Origin of the sequence: Amycolatopsis echigonensis (genome assembly GCF_014174495.1) — a bacterium.
Taxonomy (GTDB): Bacteria; Actinomycetota; Actinomycetes; order Mycobacteriales; family Pseudonocardiaceae; genus Amycolatopsis; species Amycolatopsis echigonensis.
Window position 1 is genome coordinate 44,472 of sequence record NZ_JACJHR010000045.1, and the last position, 16,561, is coordinate 61,032.

Annotated in this window: 17 protein-coding genes and 2 pseudogenes; 7 read left to right on the plus strand and 12 right to left on the minus strand. The window is 69.3% G+C overall.

From position 1 onward, the window contains the following. Positions 1-40 precede the first annotated feature (40 nt). The 5 genes and pseudogenes from H5411_RS49830 to H5411_RS27720 all read right to left on the minus strand — a co-directional run. Positions 41-121 (minus strand): annotated as a pseudogene (locus tag H5411_RS49830) (HAD family acid phosphatase); the annotation flags it as partial. A 46-nt stretch (positions 122-167) separates the two neighbouring features. After that, a complete protein-coding gene (locus H5411_RS27705) occupies positions 168-1,376 on the minus strand; it encodes a class I SAM-dependent methyltransferase (RefSeq protein ID WP_101435360.1) in 1,209 nt (402 codons plus the stop codon). 1 nt (position 1,377) lies between these two features. Next, positions 1,378-2,343 carry a class I SAM-dependent methyltransferase gene (locus H5411_RS27710; RefSeq protein ID WP_101435361.1) on the minus strand — a complete coding sequence of 322 codons (966 nt, stop codon included), beginning with the start codon at positions 2,341-2,343 and terminating at the stop codon, positions 1,378-1,380. Continuing rightward, positions 2,340-3,119 carry an enoyl-CoA hydratase/isomerase family protein gene (locus H5411_RS27715; protein WP_101435362.1) on the minus strand — a complete coding sequence of 260 codons (780 nt, stop codon included), beginning with the start codon at positions 3,117-3,119 and terminating at the stop codon, positions 2,340-2,342. The genes H5411_RS27710 and H5411_RS27715 overlap by 4 nt, the downstream gene beginning before the upstream one ends. 72 nt (positions 3,120-3,191) lie before the next feature. After that, complete coding sequence (locus H5411_RS27720; RefSeq protein ID WP_101435363.1) at positions 3,192-4,004, minus strand: ABC transporter ATP-binding protein; 813 nt, start codon at positions 4,002-4,004, stop codon at positions 3,192-3,194. A gap of 282 nt (positions 4,005-4,286) precedes the next feature. On the opposite strand from H5411_RS27720, the gene H5411_RS27725 reads away from it, so the two are divergent. Continuing rightward, positions 4,287-4,832 carry a cysteine dioxygenase gene (locus H5411_RS27725; RefSeq protein ID WP_101435364.1) on the plus strand — a complete coding sequence of 182 codons (546 nt, stop codon included), beginning with the start codon at positions 4,287-4,289 and terminating at the stop codon, positions 4,830-4,832. Next, positions 4,829-5,224 carry a rhodanese-like domain-containing protein gene (locus H5411_RS27730; protein WP_101435365.1) on the plus strand — a complete coding sequence of 132 codons (396 nt, stop codon included), beginning with the start codon at positions 4,829-4,831 and terminating at the stop codon, positions 5,222-5,224. The genes H5411_RS27725 and H5411_RS27730 overlap by 4 nt, the downstream gene beginning before the upstream one ends. Before the next feature lie 96 nt (positions 5,225-5,320). Here the strand turns inward: H5411_RS27730 and glgP are convergent, their stop codons facing one another. Beyond that, entirely contained in the window at positions 5,321-7,864 is a 2,544-nt protein-coding gene (gene glgP, locus H5411_RS27735; protein WP_101435366.1) for an alpha-glucan family phosphorylase, read from the minus strand. Positions 7,865-7,992: 128 nt separating this feature from the next. Here glgP and H5411_RS27740 point away from each other — a divergent pair, with 128 nt between their 5' ends. Then, the gene (locus H5411_RS27740) at positions 7,993-9,435 is read left to right on the plus strand and encodes a neutral zinc metallopeptidase (protein ID WP_101435367.1); all 1,443 of its coding nucleotides are present in this window, start codon (positions 7,993-7,995) and stop codon (positions 9,433-9,435) included. A 95-nt stretch (positions 9,436-9,530) separates the two neighbouring features. Here H5411_RS27740 and H5411_RS27745 read toward each other — a convergent pair whose 3' ends face one another. Beyond that, positions 9,531-10,505, minus strand: a complete 975-nt coding sequence (locus H5411_RS27745; protein ID WP_101435368.1) for a tetratricopeptide repeat protein — start codon at positions 10,503-10,505, stop codon at positions 9,531-9,533. Between the two features lie 116 nt (positions 10,506-10,621). Here H5411_RS27745 and H5411_RS27750 point away from each other — a divergent pair, with 116 nt between their 5' ends. After that, entirely contained in the window at positions 10,622-11,029 is a 408-nt protein-coding gene (locus H5411_RS27750; protein ID WP_183125500.1) for a hypothetical protein, read from the plus strand. Position 11,030: 1 nt separating this feature from the next. Here the strand turns inward: H5411_RS27750 and H5411_RS27755 are convergent, their stop codons facing one another. Next, complete coding sequence (locus H5411_RS27755) at positions 11,031-11,336, minus strand: thiamine-binding protein (RefSeq protein WP_101435369.1); 306 nt, start codon at positions 11,334-11,336, stop codon at positions 11,031-11,033. 72 nt (positions 11,337-11,408) lie between these two features. Here H5411_RS27755 and H5411_RS27760 point away from each other — a divergent pair, with 72 nt between their 5' ends. Further along, positions 11,409-11,909 (plus strand): MarR family winged helix-turn-helix transcriptional regulator, encoded by a 501-nt coding sequence (locus H5411_RS27760; RefSeq protein WP_101435370.1) that lies wholly within the window; start codon positions 11,409-11,411, stop codon positions 11,907-11,909. Between the two features lie 50 nt (positions 11,910-11,959). On the opposite strand, the gene H5411_RS27765 is transcribed toward H5411_RS27760, so the two are convergent. Further along, entirely contained in the window at positions 11,960-12,328 is a 369-nt protein-coding gene (locus H5411_RS27765; RefSeq protein WP_101435371.1) for a DUF3817 domain-containing protein, read from the minus strand. A gap of 313 nt (positions 12,329-12,641) precedes the next feature. Beyond that, positions 12,642-13,799: pseudogene (locus H5411_RS27770) on the minus strand (glycoside hydrolase domain-containing protein); the annotation flags it as partial. A 31-nt stretch (positions 13,800-13,830) separates the two neighbouring features. On the opposite strand from H5411_RS27770, the gene H5411_RS27775 reads away from it, so the two are divergent. Then, positions 13,831-15,210, plus strand: coding sequence for a recombinase family protein (locus H5411_RS27775; RefSeq protein WP_183125501.1), 1,380 nt, complete (start codon positions 13,831-13,833; stop codon positions 15,208-15,210). Here the strand turns inward: H5411_RS27775 and H5411_RS27780 are convergent. Both H5411_RS27780 and H5411_RS27785 read right to left on the minus strand, forming a co-directional pair. Further along, the gene (locus H5411_RS27780) at positions 15,207-15,491 is read right to left on the minus strand and encodes a hypothetical protein (RefSeq protein WP_183125502.1); all 285 of its coding nucleotides are present in this window, start codon (positions 15,489-15,491) and stop codon (positions 15,207-15,209) included. The two genes, H5411_RS27775 and H5411_RS27780, sit on opposite strands and share 4 nt — an antisense overlap. A gap of 66 nt (positions 15,492-15,557) precedes the next feature. Further along, positions 15,558-16,034, minus strand: a complete 477-nt coding sequence (locus H5411_RS27785) for a hypothetical protein (protein ID WP_183125503.1) — start codon at positions 16,032-16,034, stop codon at positions 15,558-15,560. Positions 16,035-16,205: 171 nt separating this feature from the next. On the opposite strand from H5411_RS27785, the gene H5411_RS27790 reads away from it, so the two are divergent. Next, on the plus strand, positions 16,206-16,427 hold the full coding sequence (locus H5411_RS27790) for a helix-turn-helix transcriptional regulator (protein WP_183125504.1): 222 nt from the start codon (positions 16,206-16,208) through the stop codon (positions 16,425-16,427). Positions 16,428-16,561 lie beyond the last annotated feature (134 nt).

Consider the following 16,561-nt stretch of genomic DNA (forward strand, 5'->3'; position numbering starts at 1 on the left):
CCGGGCCCGGCGCGGGACCCGGGCTGACTCCGGCACGAGATCAGGGCAGGTAGTACATCGGGTTCGGCAGCTTCACCGGGTGATCCGCGTAGCCGCCTTCGAGGTCGCTGAACTGGTCGCCGTAGTACGCCTTGACGTCGTTCTTCACCTGGCCGATGTTGGCCGGTTCAACCCGCAGAACTTACGCCGCGCTCCCCGGCTTGAAAACCCTCCGATGGGATGCGTTCGGCCCGGCAGACGAATGCCACCGGCGACCGGCCGATCCGCGTCAGCACCACAGTGGACTCTTCGCGCCCGCGCGGTTTCAACTTGCGACGCAAGGCGTCCGGGTCCACGTCGAGGCCGCGGACGAGGATTTCCAGCCGTCCGACGTCGAGCTTCTTCAACGCCTGCCCGAGCGTCTTTTCGCGGTACGGCAACTGGTCCAGCACTCGGAAAGCACGCACCCCGGGCGGCGGCGTGTCGCCGGTGAGGTAGGCGATGCGTTCGTCCAGTTGCCACAAGCCATGCCGCGCTGCGTAATGGCGCACGAGACCGGCGCGTACGACCGCGCCGTCCGGGTCGACCAGCCACTCCCCCGCTGCTCGCACGGGAATGTCGTCCGGCTCCGCGTCAGTGAGAGTCCACTGTGCACCGTCCGAACGCAACACGGTCGCTCGCCGGGTGACGCCGGACGAAAGCCCTCGCCACAAGCAAGCCTCGCGGACTTGGCCGTCGAGCGACACAAGTTCCACCTCGTCCGCCCACGGCGCGATGGAGAAATCCATACCAGGCGCGCATTTCACCGACAGGATCCGGCCGGGATAGGCAGCCACGAGTTCGTCGAGCGGCGGCAGGAAGTCGGCCGGACGCCACACCCGGCGGCCAGCGGAGTCGCGGCGAGCGGGATCGGCGACCACGGCTGTGTCCCGGGAAACCGGACGCAAGGCGTCGGCCCGCCCGACGAGCGGTGTGACTCCAGCGACGGAAGCGTTGTGCCGGGCCATTTCCAGCCGTACTGGGTCCACGTCGGACCCGATCGCCGACGAAGCGACCCGGGACAGCTCGACCAGGTCCGCGCCGACCGAGCACGTGACGTCGTGCACGGCGAGACCGGCCAGCCGGGAGGCCCGATGCCGAGCCACTGGAGTAGCACTCGCCTGCTGCAAGGCGTCCGCGGTGAACAGCCAATCAGCGGAAGCAGCCAGTTTCAGAACCGATTTACGCCGCAACGCAACGGTTTCCAGCACCGGTGCGGCGTGCTCGCCGACCAGGCGACGAGCCGCGGTGACGTCCGCGATCCGCGAACCGTCCAAAGTGGAGCACTCGGCGAGCGCCGCCCGTCCCGCGGCGGAGCGCAGGAAGGCGACGTCGTCGAGCGTGAAACTGTAGGGCAAGTCAGGACGGCCGCTTGGTCCCGGTGATCATCACGTTGTAGAACAGCTCGCGCGGCAGCACCTTCGACAGCACCTTCTTGTCCAAAGCGGACAGTCGCAGCCACAGGTGGTAGGCGAACAGCCGCCAGCGCACGGTGAGCTTCTCCTGCGGCACCGCGGCCTCGAAGGTGCGGATCGGCCAGCCGGCCAGCGCCGCCGAGAACTCCTCGGTGACCGCGCGGACGTCCTGGGCTCCGGCGCCGCGAGCCATCGCTTCCAGCTCCGACGGGTCGAAGGTGTGGATGTCGACCACGGCCTCCAGGGCCGCCGCGCGCGAGGATTCGTCCAATTCGGACTGCGGACGCCGCCAGCCGCTCAGCGCGGGCAGCTTGGTGATGTTCGTGGTGAGGTACCAGGTGAGCTGGCCGAGCCGGCGCGCGTAGCGGTCGCCGATTTTCGTCGGCTCGCCCGCGAACACGAACCGCCCGCCCGGCTTGAGCACGCGCAGCACCTCGCCGAACGCCTGGCGCACGTCCGGGATGTGGTGCAGCACCGCGTGCCCGACCACGAGGTCGAACGTGTTGTCGTCGTACGGGATCCGCTCCGCGTCGGCGACCCGGCCGTCGACGTCGAGGCCGAGGCCCTCGGCGTTGCGCAGCGCGACCTGCACCATGCCCGGCGACAGGTCGGTGACCGAACCCTTCTTCGCGACGCCGCCCTGCATCAGGTTCAGCAGGAAGAACCCGGTGCCGCTGCCCAGTTCCATCGCGTGCTGGTACGGCTGGCCGTCCTCGCCCGCCACCGCGTTGAACACGTCGGTGGCGTAGGAGATGCAGCGCTCGTCGTAGGAAATGGACCACTTCTCGTCGTACGTCCCGGCTTCCCAGTCGTGGTAGAGGACGTTCGCGAGCTTCGGGTCGGCGTAGGCCGCCTTGACCTCGTCTTCGGTGGCGTGCGGATTCGGGGCCGGGTCGGACACGGAAGTCACTTCCCCTCGAAACTGGCTTTGCCGGGACCGTTGTCGATGAACGACTGCATGCCGTTGCGCTGGTCCTCGGTCGCCCACAGCGCGGTGAACAGCTGCGTCTCGATCTTCAGGCCGGTGGCCAGGTCGACGTCGAGGCCGGAATCGATCGCGGTCTTGGCCGCCCGCAGCGCCACCGCCGGGCCGTTCGCGAACTGCGAGGCCCACTTCCGCGCCGCCGCGTACACGTCGTCCGGGGCCACGACCTCGTCGACGATGCCCAGCTTGAGCGCCTCCTCGGCCTTCACGAACCGGCCGGTGAAGATCAGGTCCTTGGCCTTGCTCGGGCCGATCAGCCGGGTCAGCCGCTGCGTGCCGCCCGCGCCGGGGATGATGCCGAGCTGGATCTCCGGCTGGCCGACCTTCACGTTGTCGCCGGCGATGCGCCAGTCCGCGGTCAGCGCGAGTTCGAGGCCGCCGCCGAGGGCGTAGCCGGTGATCGCGCAGACGACCGGCTTCGGGATGTTCGCGACCCGGGCGAGCGACGCGGTCAGCTCGGCGCCGAACTTCGCGATCTCCGGGTACGTGCGGGAGGCCATCTCCTTGATGTCCGCGCCGCCGGCGAAGGTCTTCTCGCCGCCGTAGAGGATCACCGCGCGCACGTCGTCGCGGTCGGACGCCTCGCGCGCGGCCTCGGCGAGCTCGGCCTGCACCTGGTTGTTCAGCGCGTTGACCGGCGGCCGGTCCAGCCGGATCGTGCCGACCCCGCCCTCGACCTCCAGGGTTACGAACTCTCCCACGGGATTCCTCCTCCTAGACAAGCGCTGTCGAACTGTCGGCACGCTACCGGCCGGTAAAACACCCTAGTCAAGCTACCTGCGGCGGGCGAAGAACCGCTCGCCCGAACGCTCCAGCACCAGGTCCTGGTCGAAGGTCTTGGACAGGTTCTCGCTGGTGATCACGTCGTCCACCAGCCCGGACACCACCGCGCGGCCCTCGCGCAGCAGCAGCGCGTGGGTGAAACCGGGCGGGATCTCCTCGACGTGGTGGGTGACCAGCACCATCGCGGGCGCGTCCGGGTCCATCGCGAGCACCGACAGCCGGGCCACGAGGTCCTCGCGGCCGCCGAGGTCGAGGCCGGCGGCGGGCTCGTCGAGCAGCAGCAGCTCCGGGTCGGTCATCAGCGAACGGGCGATCAGCACGCGTTTGCGCTCGCCCTCGCTGAGCGTGCCGAACGTGCGCTCGGCCAGGTGCGCGATGCCGAGGGTGCCGAGCAGTTCGGTCGCCCGGTCCAGGTCCATCCGGTCGTACTGCTCGCGCCAGCGGCCCATCACCGCGTACCCGGCGCTGACCACGACGTCGGCGACCCGCTCGTCGCCGGGCACGCGCTGGGCGATGGCGGCGGAGGTGAACCCGATGCGCGGGCGGAGGTCGAAGATGTTCACCTTGCCGATCCGGTCGCCGAGCAGGTCGACGGTGCCGGAGGTGGGGTGCAGTTCGGCGGCGGCCAGGCGCAGCAGGGTGGTCTTGCCGGCCCCGTTGGGCCCGAGCACCACCCATCGCTCGTCCAGCTCGACCGCCCAGTCGAGGGCCGCGAGGAGGTCGTTTCCGGTACGGCGGACGCCGACACCGGACATCCGCACGACGAGGTCGTCAGGATCGCTGGGCAGGATCGGCTCGCTCACGCGCCCATTGTGGCGGTCGCCCGGGCGCGGGCGCGCACCCGCCCGGGGGTAACGGCGCGCCGGGTGTCCAGCGGATGGGACGAGCGGCCGTGATCTCGAGGCTGTGGCAGCATCCCGGGCATGTCCAGGTCCGCGCGCCCCGTGTTCTGGCGCCGTCGCGCGATCGACCTGCTCCTGGTGGCTTCCAGCGGATGTAGCCGGGCGCGGCACGCACGCTGATCCTTCGTCGGCGTGCCGCGTCGCTTCGCGTCCCGACCCCGACTCGTCCCAGGAGCATCTCCGTTGACCACGTCCATCGTCCGTCCGGATGTCGAAATCCACCCGCAGCTGACCGATCCGCTGCTGCCCGAACTGCTGCACCCGTCGCGGCTGCTGTGGACGCCGCGCGAGCTGGCCGACCTGACCCGCACGGTCACCACCGAACTGACCACCGGCCTGCGCGACGTCCTGCGCTTCGACGAGGACCGGCGCTGGTGGGCCCGCCTCGCGCTGACCGACGGCGTCGAGCTGTGGCTGCTGTCGTGGCTGCCCGGCCAGAGCACGAAACCGCACGACCACGGCGGCGCCTCGGGTTCGTTCACCGTGCTGCAGGGCGAACTCGGCGAGGAGTACCGCTACCCCGGCGGCCCGGTGCGCCGCCGCACGCACCTCGCCGGGCAGGGCATCGGCTTCGGCGCCGGGCGCGCACACCAGGTGCTCGGCGTCGGGAGCGAACCGGCGGCCAGCGTCCACGCCTACTCGCCGCCGCTGGTGCCGACCCGCGAATACGCGAGTCTCGCCGACGTGCCGAACGAGATCCCGCCGCTGCCTGCCATTGTGCGGTCATGACCGCACTTGACCGCTTTCTCGCCGATGCCCGGTCCACCTTGGACCGGGCGGACCCGGCGCGCGCCGCCGACCTGCAGGCCGAGGGCGCGCTGATCGTCGACATCCGGCCGTACGCCAACCGGGTCGCCGAGGGCGAGATTCCCGGGTCGGTGGTCGTGGAGCGGATCCACCTGGAGTGGCGGCTGGCCCCGGAGAGCGAGTGGCGGCTGCCGGGCGTTTCGGCGGAGACGGTCGCGGTGGTGGTGTGCAACGAGGGGTACGCGTCGAGCCTGGCGGCGGCGGATCTGCGGCGGCTGGGGCTGACCAAGGCGACGGATCTCGCGGGCGGCTTCCGGGCTTGGGCGGCGGCCGGGCTGCCGGTGCGAAAGGGCGGCTCCCCCGCGGTCGACTGAGCTCTTGGGGCGTCCCGACGGTCCGTGAAGGACTCCTTGAGGGAATCTGATTCCCTCAAGGAGTCCTTCACGGACCGACTCTGGGGTGTTCGTGAGTCAGGCGAGCACGACGCGCGCCAGCTCCGCCGGGCTGGCCAGCAGCGGGTGTTTCGGCAGCACCCGCACCGTGTAGCCGACCGAGCCCGCGCGCGGCAGGCGCAGGGTCGCGGCGAACGCGCCGATCCCGTCCGGCACCATCGGGACCAGCACCGAGTCCGCGAGTTCGTCCCCGTCGCCGACCTGGCCCACCACGGCTTGGATGTCCACTTCGGACGGTTCGAGTCCGGCAAGGTCGATCCGGGCGCGGATGGTGACCTCGGTGCCCACCACGAGCCGTTCGGTGTGGTCGTACTGGAGTTCGGCGTCGAAGATCCGCACGCGCGGCCACGCGACTTCCAGTTTGGTCCGGTAGTCGGCCAGCGAAAGCGCGCCCTGGTGGCCGTTGTCGGTGGCGGCGGCGACCATCCGCGAGGCGGGCAGGTAGCCGGAATCCACGTACTCGCGCACCATCCGCGACGCCTGCACCCGCGGGCCCAGCGTTTCGAGCGTGTGCCAGACCATCGCGAGCCAGCCGGTCGGCACGCCGTCCTCGCCGGTGTCGTAGTAGAGCGGCGCGATCTGCTGGCCGAGCAGGTCGTACAGCGCCGCGGCTTCGAGGTCGTCGCGGCGGAGCGGGTCGGTGACGCCGTCCGCGGTGGGGATGGCCCAGCCGTTCGAGCCGTCGTAGCACTCGTCCCACCAACCGTCCTTAATAGACAGGTTGAGGCCGCCGTTGAGCGCCGACTTCATCCCCGACGTGCCGCACGCCTCCAGCGTCCGCACGGGGTTGTTGAGCCACACGTCGCAGCCGCGGTAGAGGTAGCGGGCCATGGACATGTCGTAGTCCGGCAGGAACACGATGCGATGGCGCACCGCGGGATCGTCGACGAAGCGCACGATCTGCTGGATCAGCTGCTTGCCGTTCTCGTCGGCGGGATGCGATTTGCCGCCGATCACGATCTGGATCGGCCGCTTCTCGTCCAGCAGCAGCGCGCGCAGCCGGTCCGGGTCGCGCAGCATCAGCGTGAGCCGCTTGTACGTCGGGACGCGACGGGCGAAGCCGACGGTCAGCACGTCCGGGTCGAAAACGCGGTCGGTCCAGCCCAGTTCCAGCGCTGACGCACCGCGCTGCATCCACGCCGCGCGCACCCGTCGCCGGACCTCGCCGACGAGCTTCTCCCGCAGTTCCCGGCGCAGCGCCCACAGCTGCTCGTCAGTGACGCCGTCGCGCAGCGAACTGTCCGGCGTGCGGCCCTCGTGGCCGAACTCCTCGTGGTTGCCGCCGAGCAGCGCGCTCAGCTCGCGCGCCACCCAGGTCGGCCCGTGCACGCCGTTGGTGATGGACGCGATCGGCACCTCGGCGTCGTCGAAACCGGGCCACAGCCGGGAAAACATCCGGCGCGTGACGCGGCCGTGCAGTTTGGAGACGCCGTTCGCGCGCTGTGCCAGCCGCAATCCCATGTGCGCCATGTTGAACAGGCCCGGGTTGTCCTCCGCGCCGAGCTGCAGCACGCGGCGGACGTCGACGTCCGGGACGAGCCTGCCGTCGGAGAAATAGCGCTGCACCAGGTCGACCGGGAAGCGGTCGATGCCCGCGCTGACCGGCGTGTGCGTGGTGAAGACGGTCCCGGCGCGGACCGCGGGCAGCGCCTCGTCGAAGGCCAGGCCATCGGACTGGATGATCTCGCGGGCCCGCTCCAGCCCGAGGAACCCGGCGTGACCCTCGTTGGTGTGGAACACCTTCGGCTGCGGATGCCCGGTCAGCTCGCAGAACTTCCGCACCGCGCGGAACCCGCCGATGCCGGCCAGGATCTCCTGGCGGATGCGGTGGTCGGCGTCGCCGCCGTACAGCCGGTCGGTGACCGAGCGGAGGTCCTCGTCGTTGGCCTCGATGTCGGTGTCGAGCAGCAGGAGCGGGATCCGGCCGACGCGCGCGCGCCACATCTGCGCGCGCAGGTCGCGCCCGCCCGGCATGGCGACCTCGACCAGCACCGGACGGCCGCCCTCGGTGACCAGCTCCAGGGGGAAGGCGTTCGGGTCGATCACCGGATAGTGCTCGACCTGCCAGCCGTCCAGCGACAGGCCCTGGCGGAAGTAGCCGGACCGGTACAGCAGGCCGACGCCGACCATCGGCACGCCGAGGTCCGAGGCCGCCTTGAGGTGGTCGCCGGCGAGCACGCCGAGGCCGCCGGAGTAGTTGGGCAGCGCCTCGGTGACCCCGAACTCCATCGAGAAGTACGCGACCGCCTGCGGCAGGCCCTCGTCGGTGCGCCGCTGGTACCAGCGCGGTTCGGTGAGGTAGCGCTCGAGGCCGGCCGCGGCCTCGCGGGTGCGGCGCAGGAAGTCCTCGTCCTTCGCCAGCTCCTCGAGCCGCTCCGGCGGCAGCGCGGTGAGCATCCGGAGCGGGTCGCGGATCTTGTTGAACAGTTCGGCGTCCATCGAGGCGAACAGGTCGCGCGTCGGCGGATGCCAGGTCCAGCGAAGGTTGGTCGCGAGGGCGCCGAGTCCGGCGAGCGGCTCGGGCAGGCTGGCGCGGACGGTGAACCGGCGGACTGCACGCATGGTCAGCGACGATATCCGGCCCGCTCCGCGCGCGCTCGCACCCCACTTCGGGGATTGTCCGCACACTGCGCCATCCGGGTCAGTAATGTCCCGGTTCGTTGTCGGACGCGGAAGTGGAACGAGGGAACATGAGCCGAGGGGGACGCCGGTACGCGCTGGTCGCGCTGGTCGCGGCGACCGTGCTGGGGACAGCCGCGTGCGGGGACAAGGCTCCCGCGGCGACGCCGGGCGCCGGGAACGTCGCCGGGCTGCCGGTCACGCATTTCGACAGCGGGCTGCGCACCGGCGCGCCGAGTCCCGATCTGCCGGTGAAGAACGCCAGCGGCGGCGAGGACGACCAGCTCGCCACCGCCGCGATCGCGGACGTGCAGGCGTACTGGAGCGAGGCGTTGCCCGCGGAGTTCGGCGGCAAGCGGTTCGAGCCGGTCAAATCGCTGCTGTCGTACGACTCGAAGCGCGACACCGAGGACACCGCGTGCGGCAGCGTCAAGCAGCTGGTGAACGCGTTCTACTGCGCGGGCGACGATTCGGTGGCATGGGACCGCGGCGTGCTGCTGCCGATGCTGCGCAAGCGATTCGGGCCGATGTCGGTGGTGACCGTGCTGGCGCACGAGTTCGGCCACGCGATCCAGTACCGGCTCGGGTCCGCGGCGGGGATCTCGAAGTCGACGCCGACCGTCGTGAAGGAACAGCAGGCGGACTGTTTCGCCGGTGGCTACTTCCGGTGGGTCGCCGAGGACAAGAGCAAGTTCTACCGCGTGTCCACCGCGGAGGGGCTGGACCAGATCCTGGCGGCGATGTTCTTCATCCGCGACCAGGCCGGGACCAGTGCGACGGACCGGCAGGCGCACGGCACGGCGTTCGACCGGACGTATGCGTTCCAGGCCGGGTTCGAGAAGGGGCCGAAGGAATGCGCGGGGATGAACGCGCAGAACGTGCAGAAGCGGCTGACTGAGCGGCCGTTCGACTCCGGGGACAAGGGGAAGGGCGACGCGAAACTCGACGAGACGACGCTGTCGGACCTCAAGGCCAGTCTCGACGAGGCGTTCAAGGGCGCGGGGGTGCAGGGACCGCGGTTCGCCGCGGGCTCCGGCAGCTGCCCCAGCGGGCCGAGCACGCCGCCCGCGTCTTATTGCCCCAACGACAACACGGTGAGCTTCGACCAGCAGGCGCTGGAGAAGCTGGCCGAACCGGTGGACCAGGAGGCCGAGATGGCTGGCCGGGCCGGGGGCGGATTGGGCGACTTCGCCGCCTTCGCCGAGCTGGCGTCGCGGTATGCGGTGGGGATTCAGAAGGGGGTCGGGGCTTCGATCGACACGCCTAACGCCGGGCTGCGGACGGCTTGTCTGGTCGGGGCATGGGCGGCGTTCTCGAACCATCCGACCGGCGGAGTGAAGCTGCGGTTGTCGTCCGGGGATCTGGACGAGGCGATCGCGGACCTGCTGCGGCCGGACGGGCTGGTGTCGGCGAATGTGAACGGGGATCGCCCGGACAGCGGATTCGACCGGGTCGAGGCGCTGCGGCGGGGGTATCTCGAGGGGTCGTCTTCCTGTTCGAAGCAGTACGCCTGAGCCTTTGGCGGGGCGGCGTCCGGTGGTCCGTGAAGGGCTCCTTGCGGGAAACAGATTCCCTCAAGGAGCCCTTCACGGACCTACGAACAGGCGGCTCAGAACAGGGCGCTCGCCAGGTCCCGGCGGGCCTTGGCGACGCGCTCGTCGGCGGGGTCGAAGAGTTCGAACAGCGCGACCAGGTGTTCGCGGACCCGGTTGCGGTCGTCCCCTGCGGTGCGGCGGACGACGTCGATCAGGCGGCGAAACGCGCCTTCCACGTCCTGCTCCGCGATGTCCAGGTCGGCGGCCGCGAGCTGGGCGTCGAGGTCCTTCGGGTCGGCTTCGGCCTTGGCGCGGGCGCTCGGGTCGATCGACTCGGCGCGGGCGGTGAACTTGACCTGGGCCAGGGCGTTCTTCGCCAGCTCGTTGGCCGGTTCGGCGTCCAGGATGCGCTCGTACGCGGCCTGTGCGGCGGCGTAGTCGCCCCGTTCGAAGGCTTCCTCGGCCTCGGTGAAGCGCGGGTCTTCCGGCTCTTCCACCGGGCCTCGGGCTTCCTCGGCGGCGCGGATGCCGGGCAGGCGGTCGCGCAAGGCGTCGAGCAGCGAGCCGAGCCACTTGCGGATTTCCGGCTCCGGCAGGGCGCCGGAGAAGGCGTCCACGGGCTGGCCGCCGGCGATCGCGACGATCGTCGGGATCGACTGGGCTCCGAAGAGCTGCGCGATGCGCGGGTTGGCGTCCACGTCGACCTTCGCGAGGACCCAGGCGCCGCCCGCTTCGCCGGCCAGGCGTTCCAGCACCGGGCTCAGCTGCTTGCACGGCCCGCACCATTCGGCCCACAGGTCGACGACCACGAGCTGGTTGAGCGAGCGTTCGACGACGTCGGCCTGGAACGTCGCCTCGGTGACCTCGAGCACCGCGTCCGACGGCGGCCCGGAGGCACCCGCCTCGCCGCCGGCCGCGGGCGCGGGCGGGGCCTGCGGCTGGTTCCGGTTCGCCTCCGCCCTGGCTTTGAGCGCGGACAGATCGACCGCGCCGGACAACGCGGCGGACATCGCCGCTGAGTTCGCTGCAGATCCGCGTGGGTGTGTCACGCCCTCCATCCTGGCACGCCTCGCCGCGAGAGTTCAGCAGCAGCCCCGGGGTTCGCTTTTGGCAAGCGCACTCCGCTGAGGCATGCTCTCGGCGAGGACAACGAGGAGGCCCGAGGATGCTCAGCCGGCGCAATGCCACGGTGGCCCTCGCGGTGGTGGTCGCGGTGGCGTGGATCGCCAGCATCACGGTGACCGTCTCGCACCAGGACCCGCCCGGCGCGGCGTCCCCGCCGGAACTGCGCACGGAGCTCGCCGCCGCGCTGAGCGGGCGGGACGCAGACACGCTCGCCGGGCTCTTCGACGTCCCCGGCTCCGGAGGCGACGACCTTGCCAAGGACTACGTCAGCGTCCTCAAGGACAGCAGCGCGCGCGACATTTCCGTGCAGCTCGCGCCGGACGAGCGCTCCCCCACCACGGCCGTCGTGCGCGGGAAGACCGGCACGGGCGAGCAGTTCAGCTACCCGCTCGCGGTGACCAGCTCCAAGGGCCGCTGGACGATCGCGTTCACGCCGCCGATCCCGTAGCTCAGTCCTCGCGCAGGTGCGCTTCGACCCGCTCGACCTTCGCGGCCAGCTGGCCGGAGTCGTAGCCGGGGCGGATGTCGGCCTTCAGCACCAGCCCGACCCGCGCCGAGCCCTCGCCCGCGGCTTCCACCGCCTTCTTCACCACCGCCATGACCTCGTCCCACTCGCCCTCGATCTCGGTGAACATCGAGCTGGTCGAGTTCGGCAGGCCGGATTCGCGCACCACCTTCACCGCGCGCGAGACGGCCTCGCTGACTCCGCCGTCCGGCTCCGCGGCCGAGGGGCTCACGCTGAACGCGACGATCATGCTGGCTTCCTTTCCCTGTTCTGCCCAGGGCGACCCCCACGACCGGGGTACCCGCTGGTAGCTTCGGTTGCCATGAACCGTCCGCTGCCGTTCGATCCGATCGCCCGTGCCGCGCAGCTGTGGGAAGACCGGATCGGCCCGGCCGGAACCATGGCCGCGGTCACCGGTGTGATGCGGGTGCAGCAGATCATCCAGTCGGCGGTCGACGGCGCTCTGAAGCCGCACGGCCTCACCTTCGCCCGCTACGAGGCGCTCGTGCTGCTCACCTTCTCCCGCAACGCGCGGCTGCCGATGCGGGTGATGGGCGAACGGCTGCAGCTGCATCCCACCAGCGTCACCAACATAGTGGACCGGCTCGAGCGCGACGGGCTCGTGAAGCGCGTGCCGCACCCCACCGACCGGCGCACCACGCTCGTCGAGATCACCGACGAGGGCCGCGCGCTGCGGGAAGCCGCCACCACCGCGGTCACCGACATCGACTTCGGGCTGACCGGCCTGACCGAGCGGCAGGTGGAGCAGCTGACCGAACTGCTCACCAAGGTCCGCAAGTCCGCGGGCGACTTCACCTCGTAAACGCACGAAGGGCCCGCGCTTGTCGCACGGGCCCTTCGGAAAGCGGAAGATCAGACGCCGATCGGCTCCTGCGAGCGGACGAACAGTCCGACGCCGCCGTGGGACAGCCGCTGCGGGCCGTCGAGCTTGCCGTTGCGCAGCGCCCACTTCTCGAACAGCCAGGTGAACAGCGGCGGGATGCTCGCGAGCAGCGCCAGCACCAGCGTCTTGCCGCGCCAGCCCAGCGGCTTCGCGACGGACAGGGAGGTGATCACGTACAGGACGAAGACGACGCCGTGCACCATGCCGAGGACGGGCACGCCGCCCTCGTTAGACGCGTCGACGACGTACTTGAGAAACATCCCGATCAGCAAGCCGAGCCAGGACAGAGCCTCGGCGACTGCGGCCACGCGGAACACGAGAGCGGCCTTGCTGGACACGACATCCTCCTGTGCGTCACCTGGTGCGTGCTGACTGCACACACAAAAACACGTCCGACAGACTGTCCAAGGCGGACGGAAACCGCCTGGCGTCAACAGCACTGTCGAACGGGTATGAGACCAGTGTGAGGCGTGACCGGCCTCACCGGAACACCGGGGCCCGTGACTCTGGTCACGAGCTTTCCGGGCAGTGGTCTGCACCAATCAGGGGCGACGGCCGGAAACGGGCGGGAAATGCCCGGTTAACGGGAAAGACCGCCTCCGGATCCCAAGATCCGGGAGGCGGCCTTCACCGACTGTCCGCGATCGAACACTAACCGGCACAAGGAGATGCCGGCGCGGAGGAGCGTGACGTTCCCCACGTGGCCCGCGCCGCGTCGCCGGTCAGCGCGAAGTCCAGAGTGGACCCGCGGCGCAGTTGTTCGAGGCTGACGAACGTGTTGTCCGACGCCGTGCCGTTGACGCGCAGCCCGGAGACGTACTGCAGCTGCGCCCCGTTCGCACCGCGCGCGTTGATGGTGAAGTCGCGGCCGTCCGGCAGGTGCAGCACGGACTTGGCGAACCGCGGCGCGTTGAGCACGAAGTCGCCGGTGCCCGGGACGGCCGGGTAGAGGCCGAGCGCGCTGAAGACGTACCAGGCGGACATGGTGCCGAGGTCGTCGTTGCCGGTGACGCCGTTGGGGGCGTTCGTGAACAGCGTGTGCGCGGCCCGCACGACCGCGGAGGTCTTCCACGGCTGCCCGGTGAGCGTGTACATCCACGGCGAGTGCAGATCGGGCTCGTTGTTGGGGTTGTAGCGGAACTGGCGGTAGTAGTCGTACGGGCCGACGACCCACTCCTCGTGCGCGGTCTTCGCCGGGTCCTTCACCAGGTCGTCGTAGGCGAAGAAGTCGTCGAGCCGCTTGCCCGCGTTGGCCGCGCCGCCCATCTTCGCGACGAGCCCGGGCACGTCCTGCTGCACCAGCCACTGGTACTGCCACGCGGTGCCCTCGTGGAAGCCGTCCTGGCCCTGCGGGCTGTACGGGCCGTCCGCCGGGGTGTACCAGCTGCCGCCGGTGACCTTCGGGCGGAAGTAGCCGGTGAAGCCGCGATCCGTCACGGACGGATCCCACAGCGTCGCGTACGTCCGGCCCTTGGCCGCCAGTTGCTTCGCGTCTTGCTTACGGCCGAGCGCGGAGGCCATCACCGAGAGGGAGCAGTCGCCGAGCGCGTACTCCAGGGTTGCGGAGGCACCGTGCGCCGGGTCGGTGTCCTGGCCCTTCTTCGGGAAATTCGGGTCGTACTGGACGAATCCGTCGGCCTGGTAGCTCGCGTTGCCGGAACGGCCTTGGAACGGCGACGACGCGGGCGGGATCTCGCGGGAGTTCTGCAGCAGCGCCTGGTAGGCGTGCATTTCGTCGCCGCTCAGCGCACCGAACCGCCAGAGGTCGACCAGGAACGGTGTCACCGGGTCTCCGGTCATGGTTTCAGATGGAACACACCCTTCTTTTAGGTTGCCAACCGTGACGCGACATGTAGCCCTCTACCTGCGGATATCCAAGGCTTCGCCAGACTCAATCGAGGACCAGGAGCTTCAAGGGCGCGAGTACGCCGCGCGCGCTTGGCCAGGCATGCCGATCGTCATCTACGCCGAGGACGGGTTCAGCGGGGAACAGGCTGATCTTGTCCGTCCCGAGTACGAACGCCTGCTCTCCGAGGTGGACGCCGGACACGTCGCAAACATCTGGTGCGCCGAGCAATACCGCTTGGAACGCAACAACGTTCGGTGGTTCATCCTCGCGGATCGTTTGGCAGAAGCCGGAATCGAGGAGCTGCACACCAAGCGAGACGGCATCGTTCGCATCGATAGTGAAGCTGCCGACATCCGTGCCGTGCTCGGCGCACGGGAGGTGCGGCGCACCAAGAAGCGAGTTCATGACAAGCTCGAAACCGCTGCGATACGCGGGGAAGCTCCGAGTGCCGCCGTGTTCGGATATGACCGAGACATGCCTAACAAGACCTACGTCATCAACGAGGTGGAGGCAGCCGAGGTGCGCCTCGCCGCTCAGCGCGTGCTCGACGGGTGGGAACTAGACGCCATCGCCCTCGACATGACGGAACGCGGCATCACGGGCAAGAGGGGCGGAGTGGTCGTCGGCGGCACCGTTCGCAGCATGGTTACGAACCACGCCGTAGCGGGACTCCGCGTATACCAAGGGCAGTACTTCGGAAAGGGCAACTGGCCCTGCATCCTTGACCAGATCACCTGGCGACTGGTGCGCGCCAAACTTCCTGCTGATGGCAGCGGGGCACCGCGGCCACGACGATATTTGCTTACAGGAGGGTTGATCGTGTGCGGCGTGTGCGAAGCCGCACTAGTTCCCTCGAAGAGGTACGAAAAGGCTGGGCAGGTGGCCATCTACCGCTGTCCCCCGGCCAAACGCGGCGGGAATTGCTGTGTATCAGGACGGATGGCCAACATCGACTCTCTCGTGTTGCAGCAGCTGTGGGCACACCTGGATAGGCCCGAGTTCCTAGCTCACCTTGCAGAGCTCGACTCCAGCGCAGAGCGCGAACGTCTGTCCACCGAACTGGCCGGTGTCGAGGCCAAGCGCGTTGAGCTGTCACGAGAGTGGGCAAACGGCAACGTGTCCACCGTCGAGTGGCGCGAGGCGCGAGACACCATGGCCGCCAAAGAGAAGCAACTCAACAGCGAGCTGTCCGCTCTACCCTCCCCGGTGACACCGAGTATCACGACGGCAAAAGACGCATGGCCTGACATGAAATTCGGCGAGCAGCTGGAGTTCCTTCGCCTGCACATCGGCCGGGTCGTGTTGAACCACCCGAAGAAGCCCTGTCGGAGCTTCGACCCCGACAGGGTCTCCGTGGAATTTCTGTACTAGCGAACTACTTTCAGCGGCGGGCGGGGTTCTTCCCCGCCCGCCGCGAGCATGATGGCTCGGCGTTCGGCGCGGTCGATTCTCCGTGTCAGCTCCCGGATGGTGTGGGCGTGCACGCACAGGGTGACGTAGGTGACTCCGAGAATGACGAACGCGGCGACCGCCAGGTCCCACGCTGCCGGTCCGAGCAAGTCCGTCCCGGCGACCAGCAGGTACGTCGCGAGCACGACCACGAACATCCCGGCCGCCGCGAACCCCAGACCTGCCGCTACACGCCACTGCATCGCTGAATCCCTCGTTCCCCTCGTTTCATTCGAACAGATGTTCTATCGATGGACTTCGGTCCGGCGTTAGCTGCTCTGCCGTCCAGCCTTCTCCGCTTCGGCGATCTCCCCCGCGAGGGTGACCAGCACGTCCGTGCGGCGTGCCAGCCGAGTGGCCATCTCCAAGGCCTCTTCCGCGGCGTCGGAGTTCCCTGCCGTCCGCTGGTCTGCCGCCAGCTCCAGCAGTGCGCGCACTGCCTTGGCCGGGTCGACCCGCTGGCGTGGCGCGGACTCGGGAGCGGGTTCTGGCATGGGGCCGGGCTGGCCAGTCAGTTCGGTCGGCTCGCCGCCGGCGTCGATGTCGTCTATCGATCGCGCGGCCCACTGGAGTGCGCTCTCCAGCTTCCTTTTGTTGCCTGCCCGCATCGGATTCCCGTTCGCCGCGCGACGGATGGTCTCGTCGGACAGTCCGGCCTCCGCGGCCAGGCGTTGAACCGTCATGCCGAGCTGGGTGCGCCGATCCTCGATCCACCAGCCGCGTGATCGCTCAGGAAATTCACTCACAGTGAGCACCGTAACTTGTGAAAACGTGGCACGTCCAGGTGTGTCGCACCTCATGCACCCGAATGTTTCAGCAGGCTGACCCATACGGATGTCATATATTGGCCAAATTAAGGACAGAAAGTGGGCACCGTTGCCCACAAACTTGGCTGAACTTGGCCTAGTGTGGCTGTCATGCGAACGAGGACCATCGACGGCGCGAAGATCAGACGAGTCCGCGAAGACTCCGGCCTCACGCAGGCCGAGCTGGCCGCTCTGCTTCACGCCGACCAGTCCACGGTGGCCAAATGGGAGGCGGGGACCCGGTCGCCCAACTTGAAGATCTTCGGCGCCTTGTGCAAGACCCTTCGAGTCACCCGCGACGACCTCACCATCGCCGATGTCCGGGCAGCGTGACGCATGGACGAGCCCGCCCAGTCCGAGTGCGCCACATGCAAGGGAAGCGGAACCGTCCTCGTCTCCCGGGACCGTCGGCGCGGCGAGCGCGCCTGTCCCGACTGCGACGGACTCGGCGAGTTTGGCGGCTAGCC